The 26,700-nt window shown below is 44.3% G+C and carries 25 protein-coding genes; all 25 read right to left on the reverse strand.

Annotated elements, in window-relative coordinates; genetic code table 11:
- Nucleotides 1-37: 37 nt before the first annotated feature.
- Complete coding sequence (locus tag BN5935_RS11450; protein WP_064976200.1) at nt 38-883, reverse strand: hypothetical protein; 846 nt, start codon at nt 881-883, stop codon at nt 38-40.
- 1 nt (nt 884) lies between these two features.
- On the reverse strand, nt 885-1,904 hold the full coding sequence (locus tag BN5935_RS11455; protein WP_064976201.1) for a glycosyltransferase: 1,020 nt from the start codon (nt 1,902-1,904) through the stop codon (nt 885-887).
- A gap of 5 nt (nt 1,905-1,909) precedes the next feature.
- The gene (locus BN5935_RS11460; protein WP_064976202.1) at nt 1,910-2,452 is read right to left on the reverse strand and encodes a serine acetyltransferase; all 543 of its coding nucleotides are present in this window, start codon (nt 2,450-2,452) and stop codon (nt 1,910-1,912) included.
- A 1-nt stretch (nt 2,453) separates the two neighbouring features.
- Nucleotides 2,454-3,485 carry a glycosyltransferase gene (locus BN5935_RS11465; protein ID WP_064976203.1) on the reverse strand — a complete coding sequence of 344 codons (1,032 nt, stop codon included), beginning with the start codon at nt 3,483-3,485 and terminating at the stop codon, nt 2,454-2,456.
- Between the two features lie 21 nt (nt 3,486-3,506).
- Nucleotides 3,507-4,604 carry an acyltransferase family protein gene (locus BN5935_RS11470; protein ID WP_162272076.1) on the reverse strand — a complete coding sequence of 366 codons (1,098 nt, stop codon included), beginning with the start codon at nt 4,602-4,604 and terminating at the stop codon, nt 3,507-3,509.
- A complete protein-coding gene (locus BN5935_RS11475) occupies nt 4,591-5,742 on the reverse strand; it encodes an EpsG family protein (protein WP_064976205.1) in 1,152 nt (383 codons plus the stop codon). Before BN5935_RS11475 ends, BN5935_RS11470 begins: the two co-directional genes overlap by 14 nt.
- Nucleotides 5,743-5,792: 50 nt before the next feature.
- Nucleotides 5,793-6,437, reverse strand: coding sequence for an LbetaH domain-containing protein (locus tag BN5935_RS15700; protein WP_147625820.1), 645 nt, complete (start codon nt 6,435-6,437; stop codon nt 5,793-5,795).
- Nucleotides 6,394-7,386, reverse strand: coding sequence for a glycosyltransferase family 4 protein (locus tag BN5935_RS11485; RefSeq protein WP_064976207.1), 993 nt, complete (start codon nt 7,384-7,386; stop codon nt 6,394-6,396). The genes BN5935_RS15700 and BN5935_RS11485 overlap by 44 nt, the downstream gene beginning before the upstream one ends.
- A 3-nt stretch (nt 7,387-7,389) precedes the next feature.
- Complete coding sequence (locus BN5935_RS14940) at nt 7,390-8,487, reverse strand: glycosyltransferase family 2 protein (RefSeq protein ID WP_082944122.1); 1,098 nt, start codon at nt 8,485-8,487, stop codon at nt 7,390-7,392.
- 2 nt (nt 8,488-8,489) lie between these two features.
- Nucleotides 8,490-9,419: a glycosyltransferase family 2 protein gene (locus BN5935_RS11495; protein WP_064976209.1), complete on the reverse strand. Its 930-nt coding sequence runs from the start codon at nt 9,417-9,419 to the stop codon at nt 8,490-8,492.
- Between the two features lie 8 nt (nt 9,420-9,427).
- Entirely contained in the window at nt 9,428-10,564 is a 1,137-nt protein-coding gene (locus BN5935_RS11500; RefSeq protein WP_064976210.1) for a polysaccharide pyruvyl transferase family protein, read from the reverse strand.
- Between the two features lie 3 nt (nt 10,565-10,567).
- Nucleotides 10,568-11,587: a glycosyltransferase family A protein gene (locus BN5935_RS11505; RefSeq protein ID WP_064976211.1), complete on the reverse strand. Its 1,020-nt coding sequence runs from the start codon at nt 11,585-11,587 to the stop codon at nt 10,568-10,570.
- Nucleotides 11,580-12,476 (reverse strand): polysaccharide pyruvyl transferase family protein, encoded by an 897-nt coding sequence (locus tag BN5935_RS11510; protein ID WP_064976212.1) that lies wholly within the window; start codon nt 12,474-12,476, stop codon nt 11,580-11,582. Before BN5935_RS11510 ends, BN5935_RS11505 begins: the two co-directional genes overlap by 8 nt.
- Nucleotides 12,473-14,023: a lipopolysaccharide biosynthesis protein gene (locus BN5935_RS11515; RefSeq protein ID WP_064976213.1), complete on the reverse strand. Its 1,551-nt coding sequence runs from the start codon at nt 14,021-14,023 to the stop codon at nt 12,473-12,475. Before BN5935_RS11515 ends, BN5935_RS11510 begins: the two co-directional genes overlap by 4 nt.
- Nucleotides 14,023-14,967, reverse strand: a complete 945-nt coding sequence (locus BN5935_RS11520; RefSeq protein ID WP_162272078.1) for a Coenzyme F420 hydrogenase/dehydrogenase, beta subunit C-terminal domain — start codon at nt 14,965-14,967, stop codon at nt 14,023-14,025. The genes BN5935_RS11515 and BN5935_RS11520 overlap by 1 nt, the downstream gene beginning before the upstream one ends.
- 200 nt (nt 14,968-15,167) lie before the next feature.
- Entirely contained in the window at nt 15,168-16,148 is a 981-nt protein-coding gene (locus tag BN5935_RS11525) for a glycosyltransferase family 2 protein (RefSeq protein ID WP_064976215.1), read from the reverse strand.
- A complete protein-coding gene (locus tag BN5935_RS11530) occupies nt 16,141-17,196 on the reverse strand; it encodes a GNAT family N-acetyltransferase (RefSeq protein ID WP_147625821.1) in 1,056 nt (351 codons plus the stop codon). The genes BN5935_RS11525 and BN5935_RS11530 overlap by 8 nt, the downstream gene beginning before the upstream one ends.
- 5 nt (nt 17,197-17,201) lie before the next feature.
- Nucleotides 17,202-18,152 (reverse strand): glucosamine inositolphosphorylceramide transferase family protein, encoded by a 951-nt coding sequence (locus tag BN5935_RS11535; RefSeq protein WP_064976217.1) that lies wholly within the window; start codon nt 18,150-18,152, stop codon nt 17,202-17,204.
- Entirely contained in the window at nt 18,152-19,312 is a 1,161-nt protein-coding gene (locus BN5935_RS11540) for a glycosyltransferase (protein WP_064976218.1), read from the reverse strand. The genes BN5935_RS11535 and BN5935_RS11540 overlap by 1 nt, the downstream gene beginning before the upstream one ends.
- A gap of 284 nt (nt 19,313-19,596) precedes the next feature.
- Nucleotides 19,597-20,307, reverse strand: a complete 711-nt coding sequence (locus BN5935_RS11545) for a tyrosine-protein phosphatase (protein WP_235821086.1) — start codon at nt 20,305-20,307, stop codon at nt 19,597-19,599.
- Between the two features lie 12 nt (nt 20,308-20,319).
- The gene (locus tag BN5935_RS11550) at nt 20,320-22,743 is read right to left on the reverse strand and encodes a GumC family protein (RefSeq protein ID WP_064976219.1); all 2,424 of its coding nucleotides are present in this window, start codon (nt 22,741-22,743) and stop codon (nt 20,320-20,322) included.
- A gap of 11 nt (nt 22,744-22,754) precedes the next feature.
- Nucleotides 22,755-23,552, reverse strand: coding sequence for a polysaccharide biosynthesis/export family protein (locus tag BN5935_RS11555; RefSeq protein WP_064976220.1), 798 nt, complete (start codon nt 23,550-23,552; stop codon nt 22,755-22,757).
- Nucleotides 23,553-23,590: 38 nt separating this feature from the next.
- Nucleotides 23,591-24,757 (reverse strand): MraY family glycosyltransferase, encoded by a 1,167-nt coding sequence (locus BN5935_RS11560; protein WP_064976221.1) that lies wholly within the window; start codon nt 24,755-24,757, stop codon nt 23,591-23,593.
- Between the two features lie 49 nt (nt 24,758-24,806).
- Nucleotides 24,807-25,148 (reverse strand): hypothetical protein, encoded by a 342-nt coding sequence (locus tag BN5935_RS11565; RefSeq protein ID WP_394330952.1) that lies wholly within the window; start codon nt 25,146-25,148, stop codon nt 24,807-24,809.
- Nucleotides 25,149-25,257: 109 nt separating this feature from the next.
- Nucleotides 25,258-26,289 (reverse strand): transcriptional regulator, encoded by a 1,032-nt coding sequence (locus BN5935_RS11570; protein WP_235820994.1) that lies wholly within the window; start codon nt 26,287-26,289, stop codon nt 25,258-25,260.
- Between the last annotated feature and the right edge of the window lie 411 nt (nt 26,290-26,700).

A 26,700-nucleotide genomic window follows, 5' to 3' on the forward strand; every position in this document is an offset into this window, starting at 1 on the left:
GCATAGGGAGAAAAATATAATTGCTCCATGTCTGTTCTCAGAATTTGGACTTTATCCATTTCCAGAACAAAGAAAGTGTTAGGTCTTGGTATTTTATTCTCATACAGGGATTTATAAAAAAGTTGCAATATCCTCGTTCATACATCTGACGATATATAGACCTATGCTCGCAATATACTTCGACTCGATCATCATCGTTTGGTTCCAATTCATATCGGAGACCTTTGATGGCTTCCCACCGATATATCGCTAGACCACCGAATGCCGATGAGACCGGAAGTAGAGATTCCGACAACCTGTAGCTTTTGAAATCATCTTGGCTACCAAAGATGTCATGTTCTGTCTGTGGTTCAGAATAGGCCACTGTCTTTTTACGGTATGCGTATGTGTCGTGATATCTCTCTCTTAACTTCGGAGATAGACTATAACCGTATGCGGAGACTGCATCCCATTCCAAAGAAGTCTGGAATGATTCTAGAATTGTTTTTGCACATAGCTCCGCTACATCCAAATCAACAATCATTAGATAGTCTCCATCCCAGCCGGATTCTTCCACATAATTTAGATATTGGTTTCTTAGGAACACCATTTTTTCGATTCTCTTTCTACTGAAGAATGGATTGACTCCGTCCGGGCTTGCAGGAGACGCCGGAACGTGAATGTTGTTGTTCAATGAGATATTGACAATGGACGGGTGGCGTTCCGCCCATTCTTTCAATAATTTTTTTGTACCGTCAGTACTGTCATTCTCATAGACGAACACTTTGACAGACCGGAAAGAACCAAATATTTCCTCTATTACGGGAATATTTTTTCTCAAGCCCTTTTTTGCATTCCTTACGATGCTACATATGAAAAGTTTTGATAATTGAGTTTTTTTCATTTTATGCTTGATCTAATATTTTTTCAATATTGTCAATGACTTCTCTAGTGATTTTCCCACTTTCAAAAACAGCAGATGATTCCTTGGCAGATTTTGAAAATCTGTCATAATCATTTAATATGGTCAGGATGGCATCCACATACTCCTCGTCTTTGAAATCTAACGGAAATATAAAACCATTTTTATTGTTTTTTAATACTAAACCAATGTCTCCGGGATTGGTGGATATGACTGGAACTCCAACAGACAGAGCTTCCGCAATGGCTGTGGGCAGTCCTTCTTGAGTTGATGCCATCAGAAAAATCCGTTTGGTGGAATCGATTTCTACAATTTCCTTATTGGGCATGTTCCCAAGGAATTTGACATAATCAGAGAGACCTATTTTTTTTACCAACTCTTTTAAAGTCGTCTCCTGTGTGCCATAGCCAGCTATATAAAGATGATGTTCTTCTTTTATATCTTCCGGAAGTCTGGAGTAGATGAGTATAATTCTGTCGACGTTCTTGATCTGCTCTAACCGCCCGGCAAAAATGAAACCTTTTCTTAAGGCATATGGTTTTATCGACACATTATGACATATGGGATTGAATAACTTCTTCCTATCAGCAAAAGCTGGTCCGACGGTGTATTTAAGACAGGAGGTTTTCTCTATCCGTTTGAAAAAGATATTGAAAAGGCCACGGAAATACTTACCTAATCGATATCTCGACTGGGTCATCGGATTGTCGTTGCCATGATATATATGGCAATAAGGTTTTCCTGTAAACGATGCAACAAACGAACCTTCTGGGACATGGCTCAATATGAAATCACATGACTTCAGTTCCTTACGGCGTATTACCAGAGAAATCATCAGTTTGATTCTACCGGGGATGAACTTGTTGGTCCAGGATGTCGGTATCGTGAAATACTCAACATCATATTTCTTGCTTAAAAACGGATGCATATTTCGCATGAATGGAGCAACTCCTCCATAGCTGCAATCCATGGGATCACTGTTTATTATTGCTATTTTTCTCATATCAGTTACGACGATTTTTTTAATTTTGCCGGAATCCCTACCGCTGTCGAGCCGGACGGGACATCGCTGACCACTACGGCGTGCGCCCCTACTGTGACATTGTCTCCGATTTTGACTGTTCCGAGGACTGTGGTATTTATTCCGAAATAGCAGTTGTCGCCTACATAAACATGATCAGTCGTGGATAATTCCGTCTTATTCCCGAAAACAAGGCCGCTGACTATAGTACAGTTTTTTCCTATATGCACATTGGGCCCTATATGCAGAAAGGAACCTGTATGATAGATTCTTAATCCAGGCCCTGTCGTACCCGGATAGATAGCCATGCGTAGACGGGCGCCCAGTCGTTTATAGAAAAACAAATGGTATAGCATTAGAGGCTTATACAATATGCCTTTGTTCATGTAGTATTCCACATATCGCATATGGCGGATGTAATGGTAGATGAACCATCCTTCATTTCCAAGCAACCAATCCTTTAGACAAGGTTTTTCGTTAAATCTCGCAGCATCTGCTGCAAGTGTTGTTTTCAATGTTGTGATATCCATATTACCGATGGTAGAGTTTGAAAATTGCGAATAACAACATCGCTTGTTTCCATAATGTCAGCCTGAGTATGACTTTATGCTTCATGGGCATGGAGTCGACAGGGTATCTTGTTTTTATCAACTCCCAGTTGGAGCAATGGCAGAGACTGTTAATGCGTTTTATTTTATCTTTAGCCGTAATACTTGTGTGATTGACGATAAAATCCATATAGGACCGGATATAGCCTGCAAACAGGCGGTCGGTCCTTATCATAAAATCGTCATCATCCATGAACTGAGGATATCTTTTCTGAATATGATTATGGAACTTCTCGAAATCGGCTCTTTTGTCTTTTGCCGTGTTACAGGTGATTGATTGCTGATTGGTATAATAATGATAAAAGCAGTTAGGTATTATCACAACCTTTCCGGCGTGGCTGAGATAATCAAGGTTGAATAATAGATCCTCACTGATCAACGAGCGCTCACTTTCGAATCTGATTCCATGTGTGTCTATGATTGACTTGCGGTATAGGGCAACCTTTGCTGATACCTGGATAGGTCGTTCAATATCTATATGTGGTTCTGACGCAATCATATTTTTCATCAATACACCTATCTCGGGTTTGGTGGAAAAAATCTCGATTGACGCCGGATGTGGAAGCGTCCCAATAGCCATAGTTCCGTTATTTCGTTCTAATCCCGAAAACACAATATCCGCTTCATGGGAACTTGCGATGTCTGTCATTTGTTTATACATATTGTTGTCCACCCAGTCATCGGAGTCCACGAATGCCACATATTCGCCAACAGCGATATTAAGCCCTGTGTTACATGCCATGCCAAGGCCTGCATTTTGTTTATGGACCACCTTTATGTTGGAATGGATTGAGGCATATTTATCGCACATCTGCGGACAAAGGTCGGGACTGCCGTCGTCAACAAGAATTATTTCAATATTGTCGATAGTTTGATTCAGCAGGCTGTTTACGCACCGGTCAAGATATTTTTCAACGTTGTAGACTGGTACTATAACTGAGATCAGTGGTCGCATGATTGATATGATAATTGGAGATTAGCCGAATACCAATTTGTAAACTTTTGGCAATTTTTTAAGAACTTTGTCCAAATACAAGGTCATCCACAAAATGCCGACGGCAATCGTAATGTTAACTATGCTTTTTATAATTTCATTAGGAATCAAATCACCCAAAGATGGAATTTGGAAATAATCATAGGCCACAAAATTTTTCGTAAGAATGAATATGAAAAAATAATGAAATAGATATGTTGGAAGGGTGTTTTTGCCGGCGTGAATCCAAAATTTCCAAAAAGATGTTGATGAAGAGATGTACTCCCTATACAAAAAGAATGATGAAACCGTGATAAAAACTCCCAAAAATGAATTAAACTTGTAACCAATTACCCCCCCCCAGTATGTTTGATTGATTATCAAGAAAATAGTTGCACAGCACAAAATGAATCCCTTATTTGATAGACGTTTCTGAAATTGGTCGATGTATATTTTGCATACAGCGCCGAAAAAGAAATAGCCGCTTAACGAGATAGTTTTTTCAATACACAGCAGATTTGAGAGTTTGATAATTTGCTCTGATAATAAATGTTGATTAGGATACAGGATTGATATACTAATGCATAACATGGAACAAATCGCAAAAATCAAAGCCACATTTCTTTTTTTCATTTTCTTCAGATAACATATCCTTGTTATTGTTACAAAAATCAAAAAGATTTCAACGAGCGATAACGTAAACCAGTAACCTGATTTCATCGGGTCGAAAAGCCTTGCATTAAAATATTCAGGAAAAGCTGAAAATTTTCTTGTGCTAAAATAGAACAATAAAACAATGTAGACAATCCAAACAATTAAAGTTGGCTTTAATTGTTTGTTTAATCTATTAACTATTCTCGTCCTAAATTTTTCTTTGGTCAGGCTGGGTGTATATGCAAGATATCCTGAGATAAAAAAGAACAATGGCATCCTTATTGCCTCAAAGATAGAATCGAATATAGTACAATCTTGCCATACAAATGCATGTAAGTGTGTGGTGATTACCAAAAATATGGTAAATCCTCGAAGAGCATCTATATATTCCAAACGCTGTGCATTCACCATTGGAGTATTTGCAGATAATTGTTCAAAGGTGTGCATCTGATGAAAAAATAGTTTTATAGGTCGATGCTTCATATGGAACACCTCTGTTCTTAAATATGTCCACACTTGTGGATAACCAGATAGATAATATCACGATGATCAACATTTGCTGCATTTTCGTCCGATTACAGTAAAGATAATGTAGTAACAATGCAAGTATTGCCACTTGGAAGAATTCAAAATACTGGGCAAAGCGTATCGCCAGATGACTGAGGTTGCATACAAGAAAGAAAAAGCAGGAAAAGATAAAAGACAAGAAATACCACAGATTGAATTCCGGGATTATGTCGCCATATTCTTCATGCAATCTCGGTGCATACCATATCACGAGAATAGATATCATAAGATATGATAGCATCATAGGACCAAATGCAAGCTGCTCAGTGGACGCACCACCGAGTATACTGACCGCTCTGTCGGAATAATTTTCATAACCGATTAGTGAGGTCAATGGCTCGATGTATCCGGTCATTCCCAAGAATGAACCTATTTGTCCGAATATTAGGCATGCAGCCAAAATGGCCATGCATAACGTTCGCCGTTGAGGAAATCTGATTTTTTCAAAGGGAACATAAGCCAGACCGTAAAAAACTAGTATTATGAGTGCCGAATGGTGAATCTGCGAGAGCAAAAGAATTCCGGCAATGTATGGAACGGCCTTTTTCTGAACGATGTAATTGCTGAGAAACAGAAAACCGCAAGCCACAATCATCTGTCTTACGGCGTTCATCATATCCAGAAAATACCTACCTCCGAACAAAACCACTGGGAGCCACACGAGGAGAGGTTTGTATTTTTCAAACGCTTTGGTTAGAAAGAAAATCTGGAAAAATGCAGTGACACCCATTCCTATGGAGAAATGGATGTTGTAATTATGAATAAAACAGACAAACCAATTCCAAAGATGCTCTTGGGAGCCTTTGATTATTAGTCCATTGCGCAGGGTAAGTATGTATGACACAGAATCCTCACCTGTCCTCCACCTAATCGCAGCGATAAAAGTGAAAAACAGGATATACCACCACAGATATTTGTCTATGCGATCTTCACCACCATAGCGTAATTCTGAGTTGCGGGCCAAGGAAAACATGATCCATGTAAAGAATATGTAAATAAGAATCTCAAAAATAAACATTCCTAATTTTAGTCAAATTCAACAATGTCGTTTAGACTCTGATAAAGGCATCAGCCGATATTCCCGTTTTTTGGTCGTTGCTTTGGGATTATTCTCATGGGATTTCCGACAACTACAGAATTGGACGGGATATCTTTTACGACCACGCACCCCCCCCCGATAGTCACATTATTCCCTATGGTCACACCTCCTATGATTATGGCTCCCGCGCAGACCTTAACATTATCACCTATGATAGGTGTCATATCGTCGTTCCAAACAATATTTACACATTGGTTCACTGAGAAATTCTTTCCAATGCTCTGAGCGCATATAACCGTGGAGTAGCCATGTTGGACCGTTATACCTCCGTCGATTGTCTGACAGGCGATGGTTAGGTTGTTCTGGGGTTTGAATAACCAGTATACAAATATCTTCCGCCAGCCAATTCTATAGTATACGACACTCCTGAATTCCTTGTGTTCTATGAACAACATTCCAAAACTGAATAAAGATACAGAAAGATCCTTCCATAAGCACCACTGCTTTAAGTCCTCATTGATAAGATCGTATATCCGATGTTTTAGAACGCTTTTGTATAAGTATATGACAGGTAATAACAGACACGTTGCTGTACCATACCAAACTCGACGTACATTCATGAAGATTGCTTTAAAAAATAGTGTTAGATGATGATATACAGAGTTTTTCGACATAACGCAACAGTTTGATTACCGATGTAGTCACGGAGGTCGATTTTCTGTTAATATTACCCAAAAGTCGGTCTCTGTTGGGGTTGTTTATGACCCATTGGAGCTTTGTCTTGATCTCTTCGATATCAGCCGGAATGTCAACGACTTCTTGTGGTAAAGGATGAAATACTTCATTGGCTCCTACGTTTGCAGAAATAAGTATGTTGCATCGACAAGATAAGGCCTCTATTACCGCTAACCCGAAAGGTTCAGACTCTGAGACCTGAATGAAAAGACAAGCCTGCTGATACATTTCCATCAGCGTTTTGTGTGGAATTAATCCGTAACAGTTAACAAACGGGAATTCAGATATACTGTAGGTGTCTTCTTGTGAAGGCGTGTCTCCAAAAACACTTATATGGTAGTTTTGTCCTTCGTTGTTCAGAATTTCTACTGCCCTGCATATGTTAAGATTACGCTTTATGGGGCGTCCGCCACCCACCAATATTATTTCATTGTTTTTTCTTAGGCTGTCGTCAACGAGAGTGGAATCCGGAAGCTCATCCCAATCGATGCCATTTGTGAGCACGTCTATCTTGTCGGCATATTCGGGTAGTTTTTTACGGGCCAGTTTGCAAAATATGGAACTTACGCACAAAATCAGATTGGCTCTGGGTAGAATGTCAGCTTCTAGTCTACGTTGCAGCGGTCCGTCATCGGAGGCGAGACCGTGCATGATGTAGATAATCTTCTTTCCTAATGTCTTTGCAAGAGCGGTTTCGTATGTTTTGAACCCAAGAGCAGATATAATTATCACGCGCGATACCAGAATTTTTGCCAGGATTTCGAGTCGAGCCACAAATCTGTTGTTTGATTTGATCCGGAGCACTTTAGATGGCAAACACTTCACATAAGCACGATTGACCTGTGCTGGTCCGTTTTCGCCGAATGGAGAGCCATAAAAGAAAATCATAAGCTACAAGTTGCAAATCCATAAAAAACGCGGAAAGTCATTTGCTAGCAATGCCTCCTCTATCTGTTTGAGCCGGGAGCTTTTGGTCTTGAGACCGCATTTCATTATGATATCTCTCATTACTAAGAATGCGGCTTTTTGAGCATGGCGGTCTTTGAATGTTCCTAGGCGGATTTGATTCATCTTGGCCTGATATAACAGAGAATCATAGAAATTCGCATCATTATCCATTCCGAGTTTTGCTCGGTCCTTTATGAGTTTCAGTGTCACATATAATGTTTCAAGTATCTTGGGCTTGCCACGAGAAGTCAAGGTAATCCCGGAGGGATTAATACGATATTTGTAAACATGCTCAGGTATATTTATCATTTTTTTTGCAATCGGAAATATAAGAAAGCCCATTATTGAGTCTTCAAACAAATAACCTTCAGGGAATATTATGTTTTTGAATAGCTGGGCCCTAAAGGCTTTTCCCCATGGATAACTACTTTGCAAATTCCCGACAGGCGATACCTTTTCGATGATGTTGTCATTGAGATCAATGGTGAGCCATCCGCCACCAATGATATCGACATCATCGTTAAATTGCTCATAGAGGTTTTGTATGCAGCCGTCAGCGAGCATATCGTCGCTATCAAGAAACATGATATAACGTCCTTTCAGAGCTGACAGTCCTGCATTACGTGCGCCAGAAAATCCTTTGTTAGGCTGATTAATTATCTCAACATGGGGATCTGAACCCATATGAGTGATTATATCTGAAGAACGGTCTGTGCAACCGTCGTTAATCACTGTAACTATATACTGACAGAGGGTTTTCTGATTTAAAACTGAATCAATGCAAGCCTGAACAAATTTTTCAGTGTTGTAGACTGGTATTATTATCTGAAGGTCATATTCACATGAAGAAACCGTAGCATGCTCTCTGATGGCCGATGTGCCATTGTCAGGATGTATCGAGTGCAGATACTCCAGTGCCCGCGACACATCATCTGGTGAGGGTGCGCACTTTCCGGAACAGCGGCGCTGTGGGCAAAACGGTCGTATGCCAATACGCCTGAGTATTTTGGGCAGATACTCGTATATCGAATAACAATCCATAATCAGTATTTTATAAATAGTCTGGCAATCTTATAAAGATGAAGATCGATGCACAGATAGCCGATTAGCCAACGTATGCTCTGGGTCTTATAGGCTTGAGGCTTGACTTTAGAAAACTCTCTGGATATCTCATCTGTTGTGAATATATTGTATATAAATCCGTTGAGAAACATTTTAAGGGATTCAGTTTTCCTCACTGTTGTGAATCTTGGTTCATCCGGCAGATATTGCGGGAGCATTTCATGAAAACGTTTCATGCATTCAAAACTGTGGTGGCTTATCTTGCGTGTAATTGATATAGGTGTCTGCATGTAGTGATAAAAGGCCTTGGGATGATAGACAATCTTTATGTCGGGACAACGGTACAAGATCTTGGTGAGCAGTAGCTTGTCTTCACAGAAATCGATTCTGGCCTCGAACGAAACTTTGGCTTTGGTATAAATTGCAGTTCTCAGTAATTTATGCCAAAGACCTCCAAAGAGGTCTTTGGCATATAGTTGATAGATCACATCACAGGGATAATATGAATCGAGTTTCTGGCGGCGGATTTCCTGTCGTCCGTCGGGATAATTGATAAAGAAGTCCGCGACAACCATATCGGCATTCGTCCTCTTTGCAGTCGTATACATTTTCTCAAGCATGTCGGTTTCCACCCAATCGTCGGAATCGGCATGAATGGAATATTCTCCCATGGCACTTTCAATTCCGACCTGGCGGGCTGACGCTACTCCTCCGTTGGGCTTGTGTATGACTTTTATTCTTGAGTCGGCTGCCGCTAGGTCATCAAGGATATGCGGAGTATTGTCGGTAGAGCCGTCATCGATAATGATCAGTTCCCAATCGGGGAATGTCTGATACCGGAACGATTCAACCGCCCTTGATATGGTTTCTTGGGAGTTGAATGCTGGCATTATTACGGATATCGCGGGCATCAGGTTACTTATTTTAGGTTTTCTCTGATAAAAGACCAGCCTGTCTCACGTTCCTTGGCAACGATGCTGTTGACTTCCTTCCAGTTAATGTCGGGAATATCTGCCGGAAGGTTGTTGTAATCGGATATTATACACTGCCGCAGGTTCATTATGGAAAGCAAACTTTCGATACGGGAAAGGCCGCGCTCAGCATTGCCTATTACATAAAACGGCTTGTTGAATAATATCGAGAACACACATGCATGGAATGAATCGGTTATTACCAATTCGGCATCGAGAAATCCTCTGAGCCATTGTTCTACAGGAGGTTGTATACGGTTTTGCTTGTCGGCTTCTTTATTCTCTACTTCGGAATTGACCTTGAAACTCTTAAGTCCCAGCGATTTTTCGATTTTTAGTATACGCTCTTTGCTCCGTGTATCATTGTCGAGTACATAACACATCATTGTTCCGTGGCTGCGGGGAAAATTAGTAACATGAAACTTTTTGATATAATGCTCTTTATCCAGAAGAAATGTCGGGTCAGCCATTCTTTCCACATTATCTCGTTTGAGATAATCTTTGCACAACTGTATTCCGGATGATTCACGTACCGATACCGCGTCGAATTTCGAAAGGAGCCGGCGGCAGTTTTCAGTCTGTTCCTTATTCATTTCCCATACCTCGGATCCGAACGAGGCCGCATAGGCAATGCGTTTGAGCTTTTTGCCTTCGGTGAATCCAAGGAATGCGTCCTCGATGCCAGCATTCCATAAAGAACAGAAGTATCTTAGGCGCCACACTTGGTCACTGCCCACGATAACGGCATCGATGTCCCCACAGTCAATTTCGCGAGGGCCGGAGATGACGTAGCGGTTGATATGGGTGTTTATGAAAGGCTGGGTGTGTCGGCGTTCCATCGCTATTCTCTGATTCTGCCTGTATTCCCATCTAACCTCGGAGTCGGAGCCGTGCAATACCTTTCCGAGGTATCTTCTCAGATATACAAACCACCGTTGAGGTTTCGGCGGAAGTGATATAAATGTTGGCCAGTCCGTCACAACGACTTCATGACCGATATCCGTCAATATCGTCTGAAGGGCGTAAACTTGCAATATCCCACCGTAATTTACATGTAGCGGGAGTGTGAGAATTATAATTTTCATGACTCAATACCTGGCTTTCGTGATTAATGAAAGAAGCTTCTTTGCTAACTGGGGCCGGTGCATGTATTTGGAAAAAAGATATATGACCTTTTCCTGCTTGGATACAGATCGTTCGAGTTTGGTCAAAGAGTCGATATTCTCGATGATGTCTTTATACCTGTCAGCTGCGATAGACAGATTAAGCATCTGATTGAGGAAATAAAGTTCGTTCAAACGTATCATCTCCTGGACGTCAAACTGAGTATCCGGAGTCAATGACCTCAGAATGTCGGATATTAATCGCATATGTCCTTTCTCTCTTGAGATAACCCTATCATATCCATTGAATATACTTCGACTATGAGAATCTGGTCTGATCAGGTAATTAAATAGAACTTCATCAATGCTCAGACATTTCGAGTATGCGAAATATGGGAGTAGTATCTGTGCATTTTGTCCTAATCCTGGGCCTGTTAGGATTTCACGCTCCGGGATATATTGGTCTAAATACTTGAGTTTAATTCCATATCCTCCAGGCTCCCATCTGAAGCCGTTGTCGCGTGTGACGGCATCTTTGAGCAGGAAGCGTGTCGAAGAGTCGCTGCCGAAATCTGTGAGATATAATTCCCGGCAACTGTCGTCGGGTAGTTCTTCCATCATCCGGTATCTGCATCGCACTATCCCGATGTCGTTTGCGGATTGCTTCAGTGCCTTGGCTAGTATCTCGATCGCATCATTGCTACTATACCAGTCATCTGAATCTGGCCAGAACAAAAACTCTCCGTCAAGATACTTGAGACCGTTGTTGACAGCGTAGCTCTGTCCCCGGTTTGTCTGATATATGTATTTCAGCTGATATCCCCTTTGCTTAAATCTGCTGATATATGATTTGACTATCCGTGCCGTGTGATCAGTCGAGCCGTCATCGACAACGTACATGGATATGTGAGGATAACTCTGCCTCAGGACAGAGTCCAGCAGACGGTGTATGAATGTCTCGCTGTTGTATGCAGGGGTCAATATGTTCACCAATCCGTCAATCATCTTTCCATTTTCCGAGTATGTTGAACGGTACGGTATCAAGGAGATCCTGTTGGATTGAGCGGATGTCTTTCTGCGGCAGGGAGTTAGTAGCCATGGTGTCGAAAGTCATCTGGCATACATTACTGTCATTTATCAATTCCTCGATATTGTGCAGGGGAGTGTACTCCGGAATATCCACAGAACTGAAATAATCTCTGAATTTGAAGCCCGATGTGCCCTTGTGTAATTCCTCGTGCTCTATCCAGATCGCCGGAATTCCATATGAATGCGCTACAATCAGTCCATGAAGCGACGTTGATATTATTTTTCTGCAGGAAGATATCTCATCGGTAACAGCCTTTACATCTTCAGATCGAAGGTCAATAATCTTGATTTTCCCATCGTAGAGGTCCTTGAAATAATCGATTTCCGAAAAATGTGGTATCAGCCCTAATTCATGTTTTTTAATCGCCGGCTTGATGAAAAGAGGAATCAGTATTCCCGGATCGCCCAAAGCTATGTTGTTTTGAAATCTCAACTGTCTGCACTTTTTCTCTTTTAATGCCTGTAACGTCAGTCGACCTCTCACGGCGTAGACATATCCACCTTTCACAGGAAGCGCGGGGTCAAGAATGCCTGTGCCCCATATCCTGCTGCTGGGGGTGGCTCGGCTCATTATACTGCCGATTGCTATTATGTTCTGTTCCCATGGGAACAGAAACATGTCGTACTCGCGGCCTAGTAGTTTTTTGATGTGATTCTTGATGGCGTATTTTACCGGGAAACCGTTGCCAAAGCACTGCTGTATATCTCTGCCGGTAAGGCGTGAGATTATATATGGGCTCAGCCAGTCGCCATAATTGGGCCCCCAGTTTTTATAATACCAGAAAATCAGTCTCAGAGGTGTCATTTGATGATAAGGTTTTTGACGGCAGTTAATTTACGGCACACCACAGAGTTGAGTTTCTCTTTTGCCGGTTTCTCAAGCGCGATGAAATAAATGATGCCACTACTCCATATCACGCTTATAAGGCTCGTACTCATGACACTGCCGAAACCTGAATCAGGTAATAAGATGTATGTCAGATAAGGCAAGGAGAATAAGAGCACGGCATAGACCGGTATGGCTGCCATCACTTCCTTGTTGAATCGTCCAACATTCATCCCCGAATATTTCCTAACCCAGTATAACCGTAGGGGTATGACAAGAATCCATGGATATATGCTTGCCAGAATCACGATGGCCAACTGCACATCCATCTTGAATAAAACAAATGCCAGAATGACCGACGATAGTTGGAGTGGGCCGGCTGTTATCTGTACCCATTTCATTTTTCCGGTGGCATGCATGGCTGTCGTGGTGGGATTGCCCATGGTCCGGAACAGAGTCTCAATCATCGCTATTCTTAGAAACAGTGGTGCATATTCCGGGCACGATCCCAGCCATAATTCCAATACCCATTCTATGTTTATGAACAACGGTATGCCCAAAAATAGATAGAGGAAACTCGAATATCTCGCGGCTCTAACCACCAGCTTTTCCATTTCGGGAATATTGTCTGAGGAATAATATTTGACAATCTGTGGGTTCACGGCCATTTGGAAATCCTGTATGAAACGCGTGATCCATGTATTTGCCTGCATCGCTATGCCCCGGGCTCCATTGACTGCAGAGTTGTAGAAGTAGTTGATCATCAAATTTATTCCGGAGCCTTGTCCTATGACAGCCATTGACCCTATGATGTTCCATCCCGAGAATGTAAGAATGTTGTGGAATAAGGTCTTGTCATAGCCGAAATGAAATCCGCATTCTTCAAAATGCCTGCGGCAATAACGGTTGGTGATGAATATAGTCACCATTGATGACACTAGCATCAACGAGGAGTATATGATGAGCCGGTGGTACGGGGCGATAAATACGGTGATGGCAACAAGCAGTTTGAACGCTACGTCAAAAATAGCGAGATAAGCGAATGCCCCCATGCGTTCGTGGGCAATCAGCGCTGCGGAGAAAGGTACCTGCAGAAGTCCGATTATGGTAGATATTATTGATACCTGGTAACACCACATAGCTGCCGTATATTGTCCTTGCGGAAACTTAAGGCAATGGTTGACATACCATAAACCTGCGGTCTCTGCCAAGATGAGTATGAGCACGGAAACTCCGAGATAGATTGTCATCGAAGTCTTGAAAACGGATTTTAGCTCATCACTGTTATCCCGTCCCAACGAGAACGACATGAAACGCTGGGTTCCACTGAACAGCGTTGCGTCAATGAAGCCGAACATCGTTATGACGCTTGAGGTTACGTTATACAGACCATAATCGCTTACTCCGAGCGCGTTGAAAATAACACGGCTCGTAAACAGGCCGATTATCATCATTATGATCATTCGGACATATAATACTAATGTATTCTTGGCCAACCGAGTATTGTTTCTTGATACGTCTTCCATTATATATGAATTCTTTGCCGTATCGACCACAATAGTTTTTGATAGAACGGTACAGCATGCACCATATCGTTCGCTGTTTGGAGAGGCTTGCCTGCGCTCAGAAGGGTAAAGAATCTGCCTCTTTTATGGGGTTTCTTAGGGTTGAGAATTATTGACGAATTGTTTTCGCAGACCTCCTTGAATGAGAGATTGCGGGTATTCAAGGCCAAGCCATCGACCATAAGACTGCCCTTAAGAGTATTTATCAGCAATAGCGATACTCCCTTGTCATCTGAAAAATCTGGTATCATTCTATCAATACCCCAGCAGTCGCCCATGGTAATATCGGAAGAAGACCTGCTGTTACGCACTTGGCAATCATAACATGAGGGGCGCAATGAATAGTTGGATAGGAAAGCCCTCATATACGGGTTTTCCCATGCAGGACTGTTTATGGTCATACCATTGGTTGTCAGATTGAAATGAAATAAAGACCACGAACTGCTTTTATCTCGAAAATTCACGTTCTTTATTGGATATATGTAATCGCCATCTCTGTTTCCCTGAATTTTTTCGAGGTAATCCGACCATATACATGGCGATGGTACTCCATGACATACGAAGTCTACCGTAGTGAGCCGTTCGTCATATCTTTTGCCAAGAAAATGATACAGAGCTGATATTTGACAAGGTGTACCGCAGAACAAGACATTACGGTCTTGTCTGAGAAATGTTCTACACTTTATGTAGGCATCCCGAACCTTGGCCTGGACATATTTGCTTCCTCTGAAGTCACTGAGTCTGGCCTTTGTTTCAGTATAAGAGAATACCGGCATCCAATGGCTGTCAAATTTTACGCCGAATACAACTCCTTTATCATCGATTACCTTTTCCGCAATCGCTGTGAAAAAGCCGCCTGACGAACTTTGAACTCTGATCATCTCATCTATATTCTTTGCTGCCAACGTTTTGATAGGTATGCGTGCGTCATACGGATGAAAAATATGGCAGACTTTTTCACATAATCCGCATTCGATGCACTCCGTATGATTGACCTCGGGATATACAAACCCTTCGCTGTCAGTCTGGCAACTGATACATTTGCGGGGGCATATCTGAACGCAGGCCTCACAGCCACTACATCGTGATTTATCTTGAATGTCTATCATACTCTTGTGGCTCGTTTGTGCTGGGATAATTTCTTCAGTCTGAAGATAGCTCTTAGTATCAGGTCATTAAGGATAAACGGGCGGGAATCGTTGAAGAATATACGTCCTTCTCTCAATTTCAACGGCTGCAACGGCTCTACGGAATGAGCAAGGTTTCGTCTTAAGTTATATGATGCGTCGGTGGAATAGAGTGTATTTACCAGAAATTCCAGACGCCACCGGTATTCATCGTCTATATTCTCCCGATATGCATCTTCATGGGTCAAGAGAATTTTCAACTCATGTTCCAATCGAGAAGCGGCAGCTATCACTTTGGGCGATTGCACACTTGAAAGGCTATGATCGTCCCAGTACCTGTAATGATATAGTGTATCTGGGATGTAGACTATGCGACGGCAGGCCATGAAACACTTGTAGCCGAAAATTTGGTCTTCGAGCCAGTTTATCTCTTCATTGAATGAAAGTCCGCATGTTACTTCTCTTTTAGAGAACATATTCCATACAAAGGCATGGTATTCAACCTTGTCAGTATATTCAAGAAGGCCGTTTATGCCATTGAATACCATTATCTTGTCAATCGTGCATGTTTTGGCCTTTTCGCCTGATCTTTCGATATGATATCCAAATTTAACCATATCCGCATCCGTTCTCGAGATTGTGTCTAAACATGTGGAGAAGGCATTAGGTTCAAGCCAGTCGTCACTATCGGCAAAAGTGATGAAACGTCCGCATGCCTTGCTTAGGCCATTGTTACGTGCGGCGGCGACGCCTTTGTTTGGTTGTTCCACATAAACTATACATGGGTTTTGGTCGGCATAGTTCCGGCAGATGTCGCCGGAACCATCTTTGCTGCCATCGTTGACAAGAATCAATTCAAAATCAGACTCATCCTGATTCAGAATCGATTCAATGCACGTCGACAGCCACTTTGCACAGTTGTATACTGGAATTATGACAGATATCAACGGATTATTCATTGCAGATGAATTCAAGTCCCGATATATAATGCTCTTTTCCTCCTAAGGCATACTTGTAATGCTCGTTGCCTCTTGTGAAGTCGATTGAAACTATTTCATCATCCTTAATCAGTTTCTCGATGAATGCGGATAAAAGCAATATACCAGGAGAATATCTGGAATATTGCTCGTTTGTAGATACAGCCATAAGGACAATTTGTCGATGTGTTTTATCCACTCCATAATTAAAGGCAGAGCAAAGTTTGCCGTCAATCGTTTTCAAGGAGATAAATCTGGAGTTTCCGTCGTGAGTATACGGAGCATATTCTTTAAAACGGTACCATCCTCTATGCAAAATATTGGTGGATATGAAGTTTAAGATGCGCCATTTGACAGTCATGCCATCAAATCTGTTTTTTTCGGTCACTCTCTCAGCTCTGAATTCCGAGAATGCGGCTATGTCCACGTTTTTGTCATCAAAATCATAGATAAATTTGACATTGTCTTTGACTGCCCGGTTACGGGCAGTACGTATATTTTGCCGAGAATTCTTTGATAGCATTCTTATATATTCTTCTGAAGATGCAGGAAGGCTTAGCCCGACACATATGCTTTTCCTTTCTGTTATGATTTTATAGTTAATCTTGATGAACTGCGCCAGCTCGGTTGTGGTCTTGAGGTTTTCGAAATAAAAACGATCGATGTGAAAGCTGTCTTTTAGGTTGGCAAATAGGAATCTCGCTACCGCCTCATCCCACTCGTCGTATATGAAGTTAAGGTAATCCGACCATTGCCCCCGTCCAAACAAGTAGATGCCCTTGCGGTTAAACTTCCCGAACGTGCGATGGACAATCCATAGGGGGGCAATCAGTTTTATATTTCCGTTTTTGCGAACTATTGCATATCCGATGTCAAACTTCTTGTCTCTGATGTCATAATTGAGCGCGTTGAGCATTGCATACCAGTTGTACGATTGGAAGTAAGACATATCTTCACCGACTTCGAGCTTTTTCCACTCTTTTGCGACATAATGAAGTTGATCCGGAGTTATGAAACTGAAGTTCATCATAAAATTCAATGGTCTGATAATTTTAGCAAACGCAGAATCTTGTGGAATATCCGTGTGCCATAGAACGCTCGGTCTCTTTTAGCATCAGTGGCCATTATGATTTTGCCCTTGAATGCTGCGAAACTCAACTGATGTCCTCCCTGACGGTAGAATGGATCGTCCATAGGCAGGACCCATTCTGCAAAAACTTCTTCCTTATAGCTCTCCGGCGATATCTGGGTGATTTTAAGTAAATTCACTTGGCCTCCATAAACATTCGAGCAATCCTGCGCTGGGCGATACAATTCGCCATTACTCTCGATGATGCTTCCGGCATTGCGTCCAAATTTAAGGTTATGACATATCGGAGAGTCTGGGTGTTCGCGATAAACGCCTCTCAGCGTTTCGGATATATAGAGTCTTAGTTCATATCCGTTTTCATCAAGAGTGGAAGTGAATAGATAGTAGATTCCCTCTCTTTTGTATACAATGGTATCTGCGTAGTCGAATATTATGTTTTTAGGCTTAAACGTACGCTTGAAAAGTACTGTATCAAGAACGAATGCTGTTAAATCGTTGTTTTGTGCTTTATATAATCGGATTTCACCCACCCACCCAGTCTCTGGAATCATATATACCTCGCCATTGTCTTCAAACACAAAGGGAAATGAAAAATGGATTCCTTGCTCATGTGTAATCGGAGTCGGTTTCGACCAATGTTTCAAGTCGTTTGTAGAAATCATTTTTATAATACCTCCAGTGGTATAGAAATGCATATCCTCGTAGAACAGAAAGAGGCGATCATTATGGACGAATAAAAACGGATCTGCTTCGATTATTATAGGATTTTTGGGGTTCCATATGCTTTCGGCATCAAGTCGTTTGATGGTTTTTTTATAGTTCGCAAAAAGAGGAATTTCTTTTACTATGGATATGTCGATGCCGAAGCATTCTGATTTTTCGATATTGTGTAGCATTATTCACTAATTTTAGAAAGAAGTGCCTCCCATTTACCGATTGTCTTATCAATAGAAAAGCAGGAGGCAGAAGCGATTGCGTTCATTTGCATGGCGCGTAAAAGCCGAGGATTGCTTGTAAGTGCCTTTATATGGTTGGCAAAGGTCTTTTCGTCGCCATTAGGAGTAAGATAGCCATTATAGCCGTTTTTTATTATGTCGGTATAGACGGGCGAGGAATTCATCACCACAGGCACTGCGCCATTCTGCAACGCTTCTGTTAAGGAAAGCCCCCAGCCTTCGGCACTGGAGGTTAGCAACAGTATTGAAGCCTCCTGATAATAAGGCAATGGAGCCTGACGCCCGCAAAACTCCACGTCTGTAATTTTTAAATAGGCAGCCTGTTTTCGATATCTTTCCAGGTCAGGTCCTTCGCCTATAAGTTTCAATGCCCAGCCATCTGTCGCTTTCCCGCGTTGCAATCGTTGCCATGCCTTAAGTATTAGCGAGATTCGCTTGTGGTACTCTGACATTCGGGCGCACACCAGCATGATTTTCTTTTTCTTATCTAACTCTTTCTCTGATATGATTCTGTCAAATGTGAGGGGATTATTGATTGCAATCAATTTGTCGTACTCTACGCGCTGCATTACTTTTCTGAGATAGGGACGATGGGTATCCGAGAGAATCACAAACGCATCGGAGTTATCATAGATTTTATTATAAATTTCTCCTTCCTGCCGTTCTTTCTTGTGGGTATAGTAGCTTGGGAGCAACTTATGCTTGATGATCTGTAATTTGTCTGTTAGCGTGAGTTGCTCTTTTGACATGAGCAACTGCACGAAATCAGGATTGCATGGGTCAAAGTGCAAACATGAAATTAGTTTGCCTCCTTCTGCACACCATTTTCTGCCGCCATAAGCGAGAAAGGTATCAATCAGCCATGTCGCGTAGGCAATCTGATTTATCACGATGTCGATTTTTTTCTCCTTTAGGAAAGCATGAAGGTCTGTGACAGTCTTTCCCAGATATGTCATTACTCCGCCGCGCTCACTGAACACCAGCACTTCGAGGCATTTATGCCCCAATATCCTAAGCTTCTGGGCTACCAGTGAGGTTATACGCTCCGTTCCTCCTGCCTCAGGATCTAATGGCATATTGTATATCCAGAGTATATTCATAAGTTATGAAACAACTTAGCCGTTGCCTAGCTTTTTATTCATAGAAGAGTTTTTGTGCATTCACATAGGCATGATAGTATCCACCCAAGAGCATTCCCTCAACTAAGTTAAAATGAACGAATTTTCTTTTCTTAAGCCCTCTAGTAGGGTTGCCAATTACCACAGTTATTGGCTTTTCATTACACTCCTAACCATAGTCCCATAGTCTGTTTTTTTGACAGCTAAGCCATTCGTCATACTCTTTCTCTGACTGAATATAGAAATAAATTTGAATGCAATGTTATTTAATGTAATATATTGTTCTTCAATGCTACTACGATTTCTTTCGGGATTATACAGGATGCCATTTTTTGATACATCCGGTGCGTGTCCATACCTGTAAGATGATAAAAGCTATTCTTCAGTAACCATTCAGCCTTCCTTCTTACTTCCATGCCATATGCATTGCCAAGTGAGGGCAAGTTAAGTTGGAACGAAACATTCCATTCTTTCAGTTGCTGGTATACATTCCTATCCATATAGACATACCGTTCCGGGTGTGCGAGAACTGGATAGTAACCTTTGACCTTGATCCGTTCCAACGTGCCGAATAGGTCCATCGGCGGATTGAAATAACTGGTCTCGACCAACAGGTGGTCCCCATTTTCACCCAATGGCAGCAGGTCGTTCTTTTCCAGCCTCTCCTCAAAAAGGCCGTCGAGCATGTTTTCGGCCGCAAGATGCAATTGCACGCCTCCCTTGTAAGCGGCCCGCAGTTCCGCGAACCGCTCCCGCAGATGAGCGGAGGTATTGGGAATGTCCTCCATGATGTGCGGCGTGAGCCATACGGATTTTACTCCCAGCTTTTCGTACAGATGCAGAATCTCCAAAGACTCCCCCATCGTCCGCACGCCGTCGTCCACCCCCGGCAGAATGTGCGAGTGCCAGTCGGTGAACCCGCTGAAAATACCGCTGTCCTGCAATGAAACACGTTTTCTGAATGGCCAGAGATTCATGGGGTCAATCATTTAATAACCAGCCATTTCCCCCCCCCGCGTCTCATCGGAGCCATAGTGATATCCTGAGCCGTAACCGTAATGATAACCATAACGGTAGCCGTATCTGTATCCGTAACGTCCCCCGACTCCTTCGGTGCCGTTCAGGATCATGGACATATTCTTGTACTTTTTCTCGTCGTAAATCTTTTCCAGTTCAACAAGCATGCTCCGTTCGAGCAGCCCGGCACGGATCACGAAGATGGTCCGGTCGGCCAGTTTTTCGATGATCTGCGTATCGGCGACCAGTTCGATCGGCGGACAGTCGATCAGTATGTAGTCGTATTGCTCCCTTACGGTATCGATCGTTTGTTTCAACCGATCATCGAACAACAGTTCGGTCGGATTGGGCGGTATGGTGCCCACGGGCAGAATATTCAGATACTTGTGGTTTGTATCGGTCACGATGATGTCGGTAAGACGTTCCACGCGCCCGTTCAGATAGTCGCTCAGTCCCGGTTTGGGCGAACCGACATAGGCGGAACTGGAACCGTGACGCAGATCGCCGTCGATAACCAGCACTTTCTTTTTCTTGATGGCAAGACTTACGGCAATATTCATCGTCAGGAATGATTTGCCGCTGCCCGGATTGAATGAGGTTATGACGATGACATTCGACTTTTTGTCTTTGCCGGTCATGAATTCCAAATTGGTGCGCAGCACCCGGAAAGCCTCGTTGATGATGTCGCGGCATCCCTCCCTGACCACGACGGCTTTCACATCGGCGGTTTTGTTCTTGAACAAACCCGTTTTTCGGCGGGTAAAGAGCGGAATCTCACCGATGAACGGCACGGTCACGCTTTCCAGGTCCTTGCGCCCCCGGATTCTCGTGTTCATATTCTCCCGCAGGAAGATGATGACTATCGGGATAAACAGTCCCAATGCGATCGCCACCAGCAGGATGTTTTTCCGGACTGGGGCTGTCGGTAGCATACTGCCGCCCGGAGGGGTGACGATGCGGGTATTATATGCCGTGAATGCCTGCGAGAGCTCGTTTTCTTCGCGTTTTTGCAGCAGGAACAGATACAGCGCCTCCTTTACTTTCTGCTGGCGCTCCACCGAAAGCAGGTATTTCGCTTGGGTGGGATTGGCTGCGATGCGGGATGTCGTCTGCTGTTCGCTCTGCTGCAAACTCTCGATCTGTGCATTCAGCGTCACGATCTGATTGTCGATGGACTGGACGATGGCATGCCGCATGGCGGTCAGTGCCTGATCCATATCCACGACCAGCGGGTTCTGCGTGCTGCTGTTGGCGACCAGACTATTGCGCTGCAATAACTGTTTGTTGTATTCTGCGATCTGTGATTCGATGTTGGTGCTCTCGATGCCCGAGTTCGCCGGCAGTAGCTGGTTCTTATTAGCATCGTTAGTCAGGTAGTTCCGGATGTACCGGGTCATGTAAAGCTGGTTGTTCAGCGTGAGGATCAGGGCGTTCGTCTGGCTGCTCTGCGCCATGTACATACTGGAGGCCGCCTGCACGTCCGGTAGCAGATGTTCGCTCTTGTACGACGAAATATCCTCGTCCACGTTTCCGAGTTCCCGCTCGATCACTCTCAAACGTTCGTTGATAAACATTGAGGTGCTGATTGCGATCTGGTTCTTGTCTTTCACCCAGTTCTCGTTGTAGACCGAGATCAGTGTGTTGAGAATGTCCTCGGCCCGCTGGATGGAATAATCCTTGAATGTAAGGTTGACGATCGACGTCTTTTCGTTGCTCAGGGCTACGGACAGATTCGAGGAGTACTGCCCCACCGTTCCGTGCAGGCTGCTGCGAAAGACATACAACGTATAAGGTTCTTTGCTTTTGTAGTAAGGCGTGGCCTCTATTCTCAGTATTCCTAGAGGAGTGGTTATTGTGTCGGATAACTTTCCGGAGATCTCGTCGTCGAATTCATTGCCGTTGCGGGTGAAATCGGTCAGATGGACGGTGCTGTCCGGCTGTACCCGTAAGGTGAAACCGGCAGATTCCTTCTCGGACAGATCATTTATCGAGACGCTGACCGGAAGGGTCGGACCATAGGCGACCCGCCGGTGGAATCGGCCGGGAACGGTGTAGTTCATATCCAATTGCAGGCGTTTTACAACCTCGGTCATTACGGCCGGAGATTGGAGCGCTATCAGTTCGTTGTTTACGTTGGTACTTGACTGGAACAATCCGAATTCCGAGAAAGATTCCAGATCCGAAGAAACCGATTTGCCTTTCGAGTCGTCTTTGATCAGGACCGATGCTGTCCGGGTATAAACCGGAGGGGTTCGCAACAGGTAGAAGACGGCAGTGCCGACCGTCACAGCCAATGACAAGACAAACCATTTCCATTCGGACAGGCATAGATACAATAAATCCTGTATTCGGATGAAATCATCTGCCTGCGTCGGCCTTTTTTGATTGATGGACATATTCTATTTTCTTATTTCACGATTAATACGGTGATGGTTGTCAGCAGCGAAGCCAGCGACATCCAGAAAGACGCGGAACGGACGTTGTTCCCGTTCACGGTTGCCTGCCGTGCCCGCACGGAATTGGGCTCGACATATATGATGTCGTTCTGTTGCAGGTAATAGACCGGAGATGCGTAGAGGTCGTGTCCCGAATTCAGGTTGACTTTATAGAGCACTTTTTTCCCGTCCTCGTCACGCTGGACCAGTACGTTGTCCCGTTTGCCGTAGACCGTGAGGTCCCCGGCCATGCTGATGGCATCCAGCAGTGTCAATCGGTCCTTGTCGATATTGAAACGTCCGGGATGGACGACTTCGCCTAAAACCGAGACGGTAAGGTTCAAGAACTCGACCGTTACGACCGGGTCTTTGACCAGGTCCTGCGAGATCAACTCATGTTTTATGTGGGCGGCGATCTCTTCGCGGGTCATGCCGGCCACATGGACCGGACCCAATACCGGAAAGTCGATGTTGCCGTCCTTGTTTACCGTGTATCCGGATATGCCTTGGCTATTTGAAGACGAAGCGGACGAGGTCGTTCCGATTTGTCGGGATACGATGGGAAGATTGAACAGATTGGCCAATAGCGGATCTTTGCTGTTGACCAATATGGAGATCTTGTCTTCCGGACGCACCCGAATTTCCGTGGTGTTCAACACTTTCTCCGCCGTCCCCGGCTGCATATCTTGGAGATAGGCGATTTTCGGAGTGGCGCATGAACTGAACAGCACTGTTGCGGCCGATAACCATAGGATGTTTTTGATTCTCATATTTTTTGTTGAATGATTTGTTTTTAATAAGGGATGCCTTAAATTCTGTCGATCACTTTCTGTAACCAAATGAAGCTTCGGGTGCGGCTGATGTGTATTCCGTACCCTATCCGACGGATTTTACGCAGCAATTTCGTATCGTGATCCAAGTGCCATTGCATGAAATGATACAGCCCGAATGTGGCCAGCAAACTCATTCCTACGACGGCATACAACTGTACGTCGATCGAGGCGCCCAACCTCTCCAATAACCACCAGCACAGGACTACCGATACGTTCAGGGACAAAATAGCCAGTGTTGTCGCCATGTGGGAGGCCCCCAATCCGATAAACATGTGATGCAGGTGCGTTTTATCGGGATGGAACGGCGATGTCCCTTTCAGAATGCGTGTCGACATGACGCGCAGCGTATCGAAAACGGGAATGCATAGTACGGCGAGCGTGAAGGGGACCAGCCCCACGTTCTCCCCCAGAAAAGTCACGCAGGGAGAGTCTGTGCGCAGAATCTCGATCACGAAGACCGACATGACGGTTCCCATTACCAGTGTACCGCCGTCACCGATGAACATCCGCGATGTCTTCCCGAAGACATTGTGGAAAAAGAACGGGATCAATGCCCCGATCGACACCACTGCCAGAAGCGTCATTTTCACACATCCCGACAGGTAGAACAACGTGCCGAACATCATGCAGGCCAAAATGCAGAATCCCGAAGAGAGACCGTTCACGCCATCGATCAGGTTGATGGCGTTGATGATTCCCACGGAAGCGATAACGGTCAGCGGAACGGCTATCCATCGGGGAATTTGGCCGATGCCCCATAATCCATGGAAATCGTCGATACAGTAGCCTCCTACATGGATCAACAACAGTACGACGAGGATTTCGATCAGGAACCGCAGGGCCGGGGAAAGGTTCAGGATATCGTCCATTGTCCCGGTGTAGAGCATCGCCATCATGGCCATGATGACGATCAGCAACCCCGAGCTGTTCACGACTCCTCCGACGCTTCCGATGCCGATTACAATACCGAAGAAGACGGCGACACCACCCAGAACAGGGACCGGAGTGCGTTGCAATTTGCGTGCGTCCGGATTGTCCACGATGTTTTTCAGCAAGGCGATCTTGACCAAGCGGGGATGTATCCAGCCGACAAGGAACAGGGAGATGAAGAACGGAATAAAAATGCTGTAAAGAGGCGACATATATTTGATCTTTGTGGGATATAGCGGTCAGTTCATGGACTGCGGTTTTCTACGTCAGTTCTTCCACCTCTACCCTATGCCATTCCCGATAACGCTCGGGCGGGAGTTCTTCCGTTGTCAGCACTCGGTAGTCCGGTTCAGCAATCCGCAGGATATGACGGCGGGAATAAGCGCGCAGTTCAGCGTCTGTGACTGCGGCCATCACGACGGGGAATGGATAGGTAATGAAACGTATGACGGAAGTTTCGCTTCGGGGAAATAACCGGCATAGCTGATAGGCCGAGTGCTCGAAGGCCACCCAGTAATTTCCGAATCCGTATAAATGGGCAAACCGCTGGTTGTCCTTTTCCCGGTTCAAGATTTCTGCCTGATGAGTCGACAGAAAATCCATCAGGCTTACTCCCGGCGAACTTGCGTTTCCGGCAGGCTGTTGTCTGTCCGAGATTCCGGCTGTTTCGGTGCTTTTCATAGATTGGATATTGCTGCGGAAGGTATCAGTGTCAGTGCCCCAGCCAGCGGTCATAGTCGTCCAAACGCTGGATAAGTTGGGCTTTGCTCTTTTTGGGATTTTCTTCCTGCCGCCACTTGTCGATGATCTCATGCGCTTGGGTGTGGTACAGGCAACTGTTCGTGCATCCGTAAAGCGTGGTGAGAAGCAAGGCGCGGGATTGTTCCGCCTTGATGAGCGGGAGCATCGACTGAAGGGTCCCGATCAGTTTTTCGGTTTCCTCACGATTGCCCAATATCGTATGAGCCGGGAGCAGCAATGCGTAGAGTTTACTGCGCATGATGTCGGAATCCATGCGCAGACTGCCGTATTGTTTCACTGTTTCGGCGGCCAGTTTGCGGTCGGCTTCGGTTGCTCCGCCTTCCTGATGGTAGAAACGCCCTAATGCCTCGTGTAGTTTTAAAAGCAGACGATCGTTTTCCAGCCGGGTGTAGACGTGTTTGCCGTCGTCGTTCAGGGCGATGACCTCATATTGGCCGGGTTGTACACGCAGTAACGGAATCCACATGTAGTTCTCCACGCAGACCATGATATCCCGCTTTCCGGCGCCGGGTTGGATAATAACGCTGGCTTCGGCTCCTTTGAACTGTCCTTCGGTGATGCGTATTCGGTCACCTTTGATAAGTCGCTCCGGTTTCGGCGTATAGACGGGGACCACATTGGAGTATGAATCGGCTATCCATTGCAGGTTCCTCATCGCGTCCTCGGAGAGATAGGGATGATATTCGTGTTTTCCGTCTTTAATGCGGGGCAGGAAATTGTATTGGGGCAGCCATTGTTTCATCCGGTAAATCTCGTATTCCGAGGCGTGGACGAATACATAGTTATACAGCAACGGGCGACGGGTTTCGACAAACCCGCCGTCTTGCTTTTTCACCTCCACATACGAAGGTGCGAAATACTCGAATAATGGCTCTCCGTTTCTGCGGCGGCGTTTGAGTTCCTCTTGCAACCCTTTTGCCGGACCTTTGTGGCAGGAGGGAAGCACCATCACATACCACCTGACGACATGAATATCCCTCATGCGATCCGAAGATGTCGGAACAGCAGAAACGAATTTGGACCTTTCGAAGGAGCGAGAATCGATTTTCACCGATTGTATCGGTGATTCACCCTTTCTCATAGACAATTCAAAGCCATACCGGTGCTGTTGTTGAATGCACTGATATACAATAGATTAGACGCCGCACTAAAGAGAATTCTGAAAATTTCACTATCCTCTTCTTTTTCTAAAATAAACAAGGTCAAATTCGTGTTCCCATCATTTGACCCTGTCTCGCAACTTAAAAAATACCTCTTTGTTTTTAAGGAGGAAAACGCAACTTCATATATGGTTTCTTTGTAAGAGACCATATGTGACTGTACAAAAGTATGTATTATTGTTTAAAGGGCCAAACAAAACAGGGTAATTTTTACTATGAAAAATCCCCCCCCC

The sequence above is a fragment of the Alistipes provencensis genome (genome assembly GCF_900083545.1).
Lineage (GTDB): Bacteria > Bacteroidota > Bacteroidia > Bacteroidales > Rikenellaceae > Alistipes > Alistipes provencensis.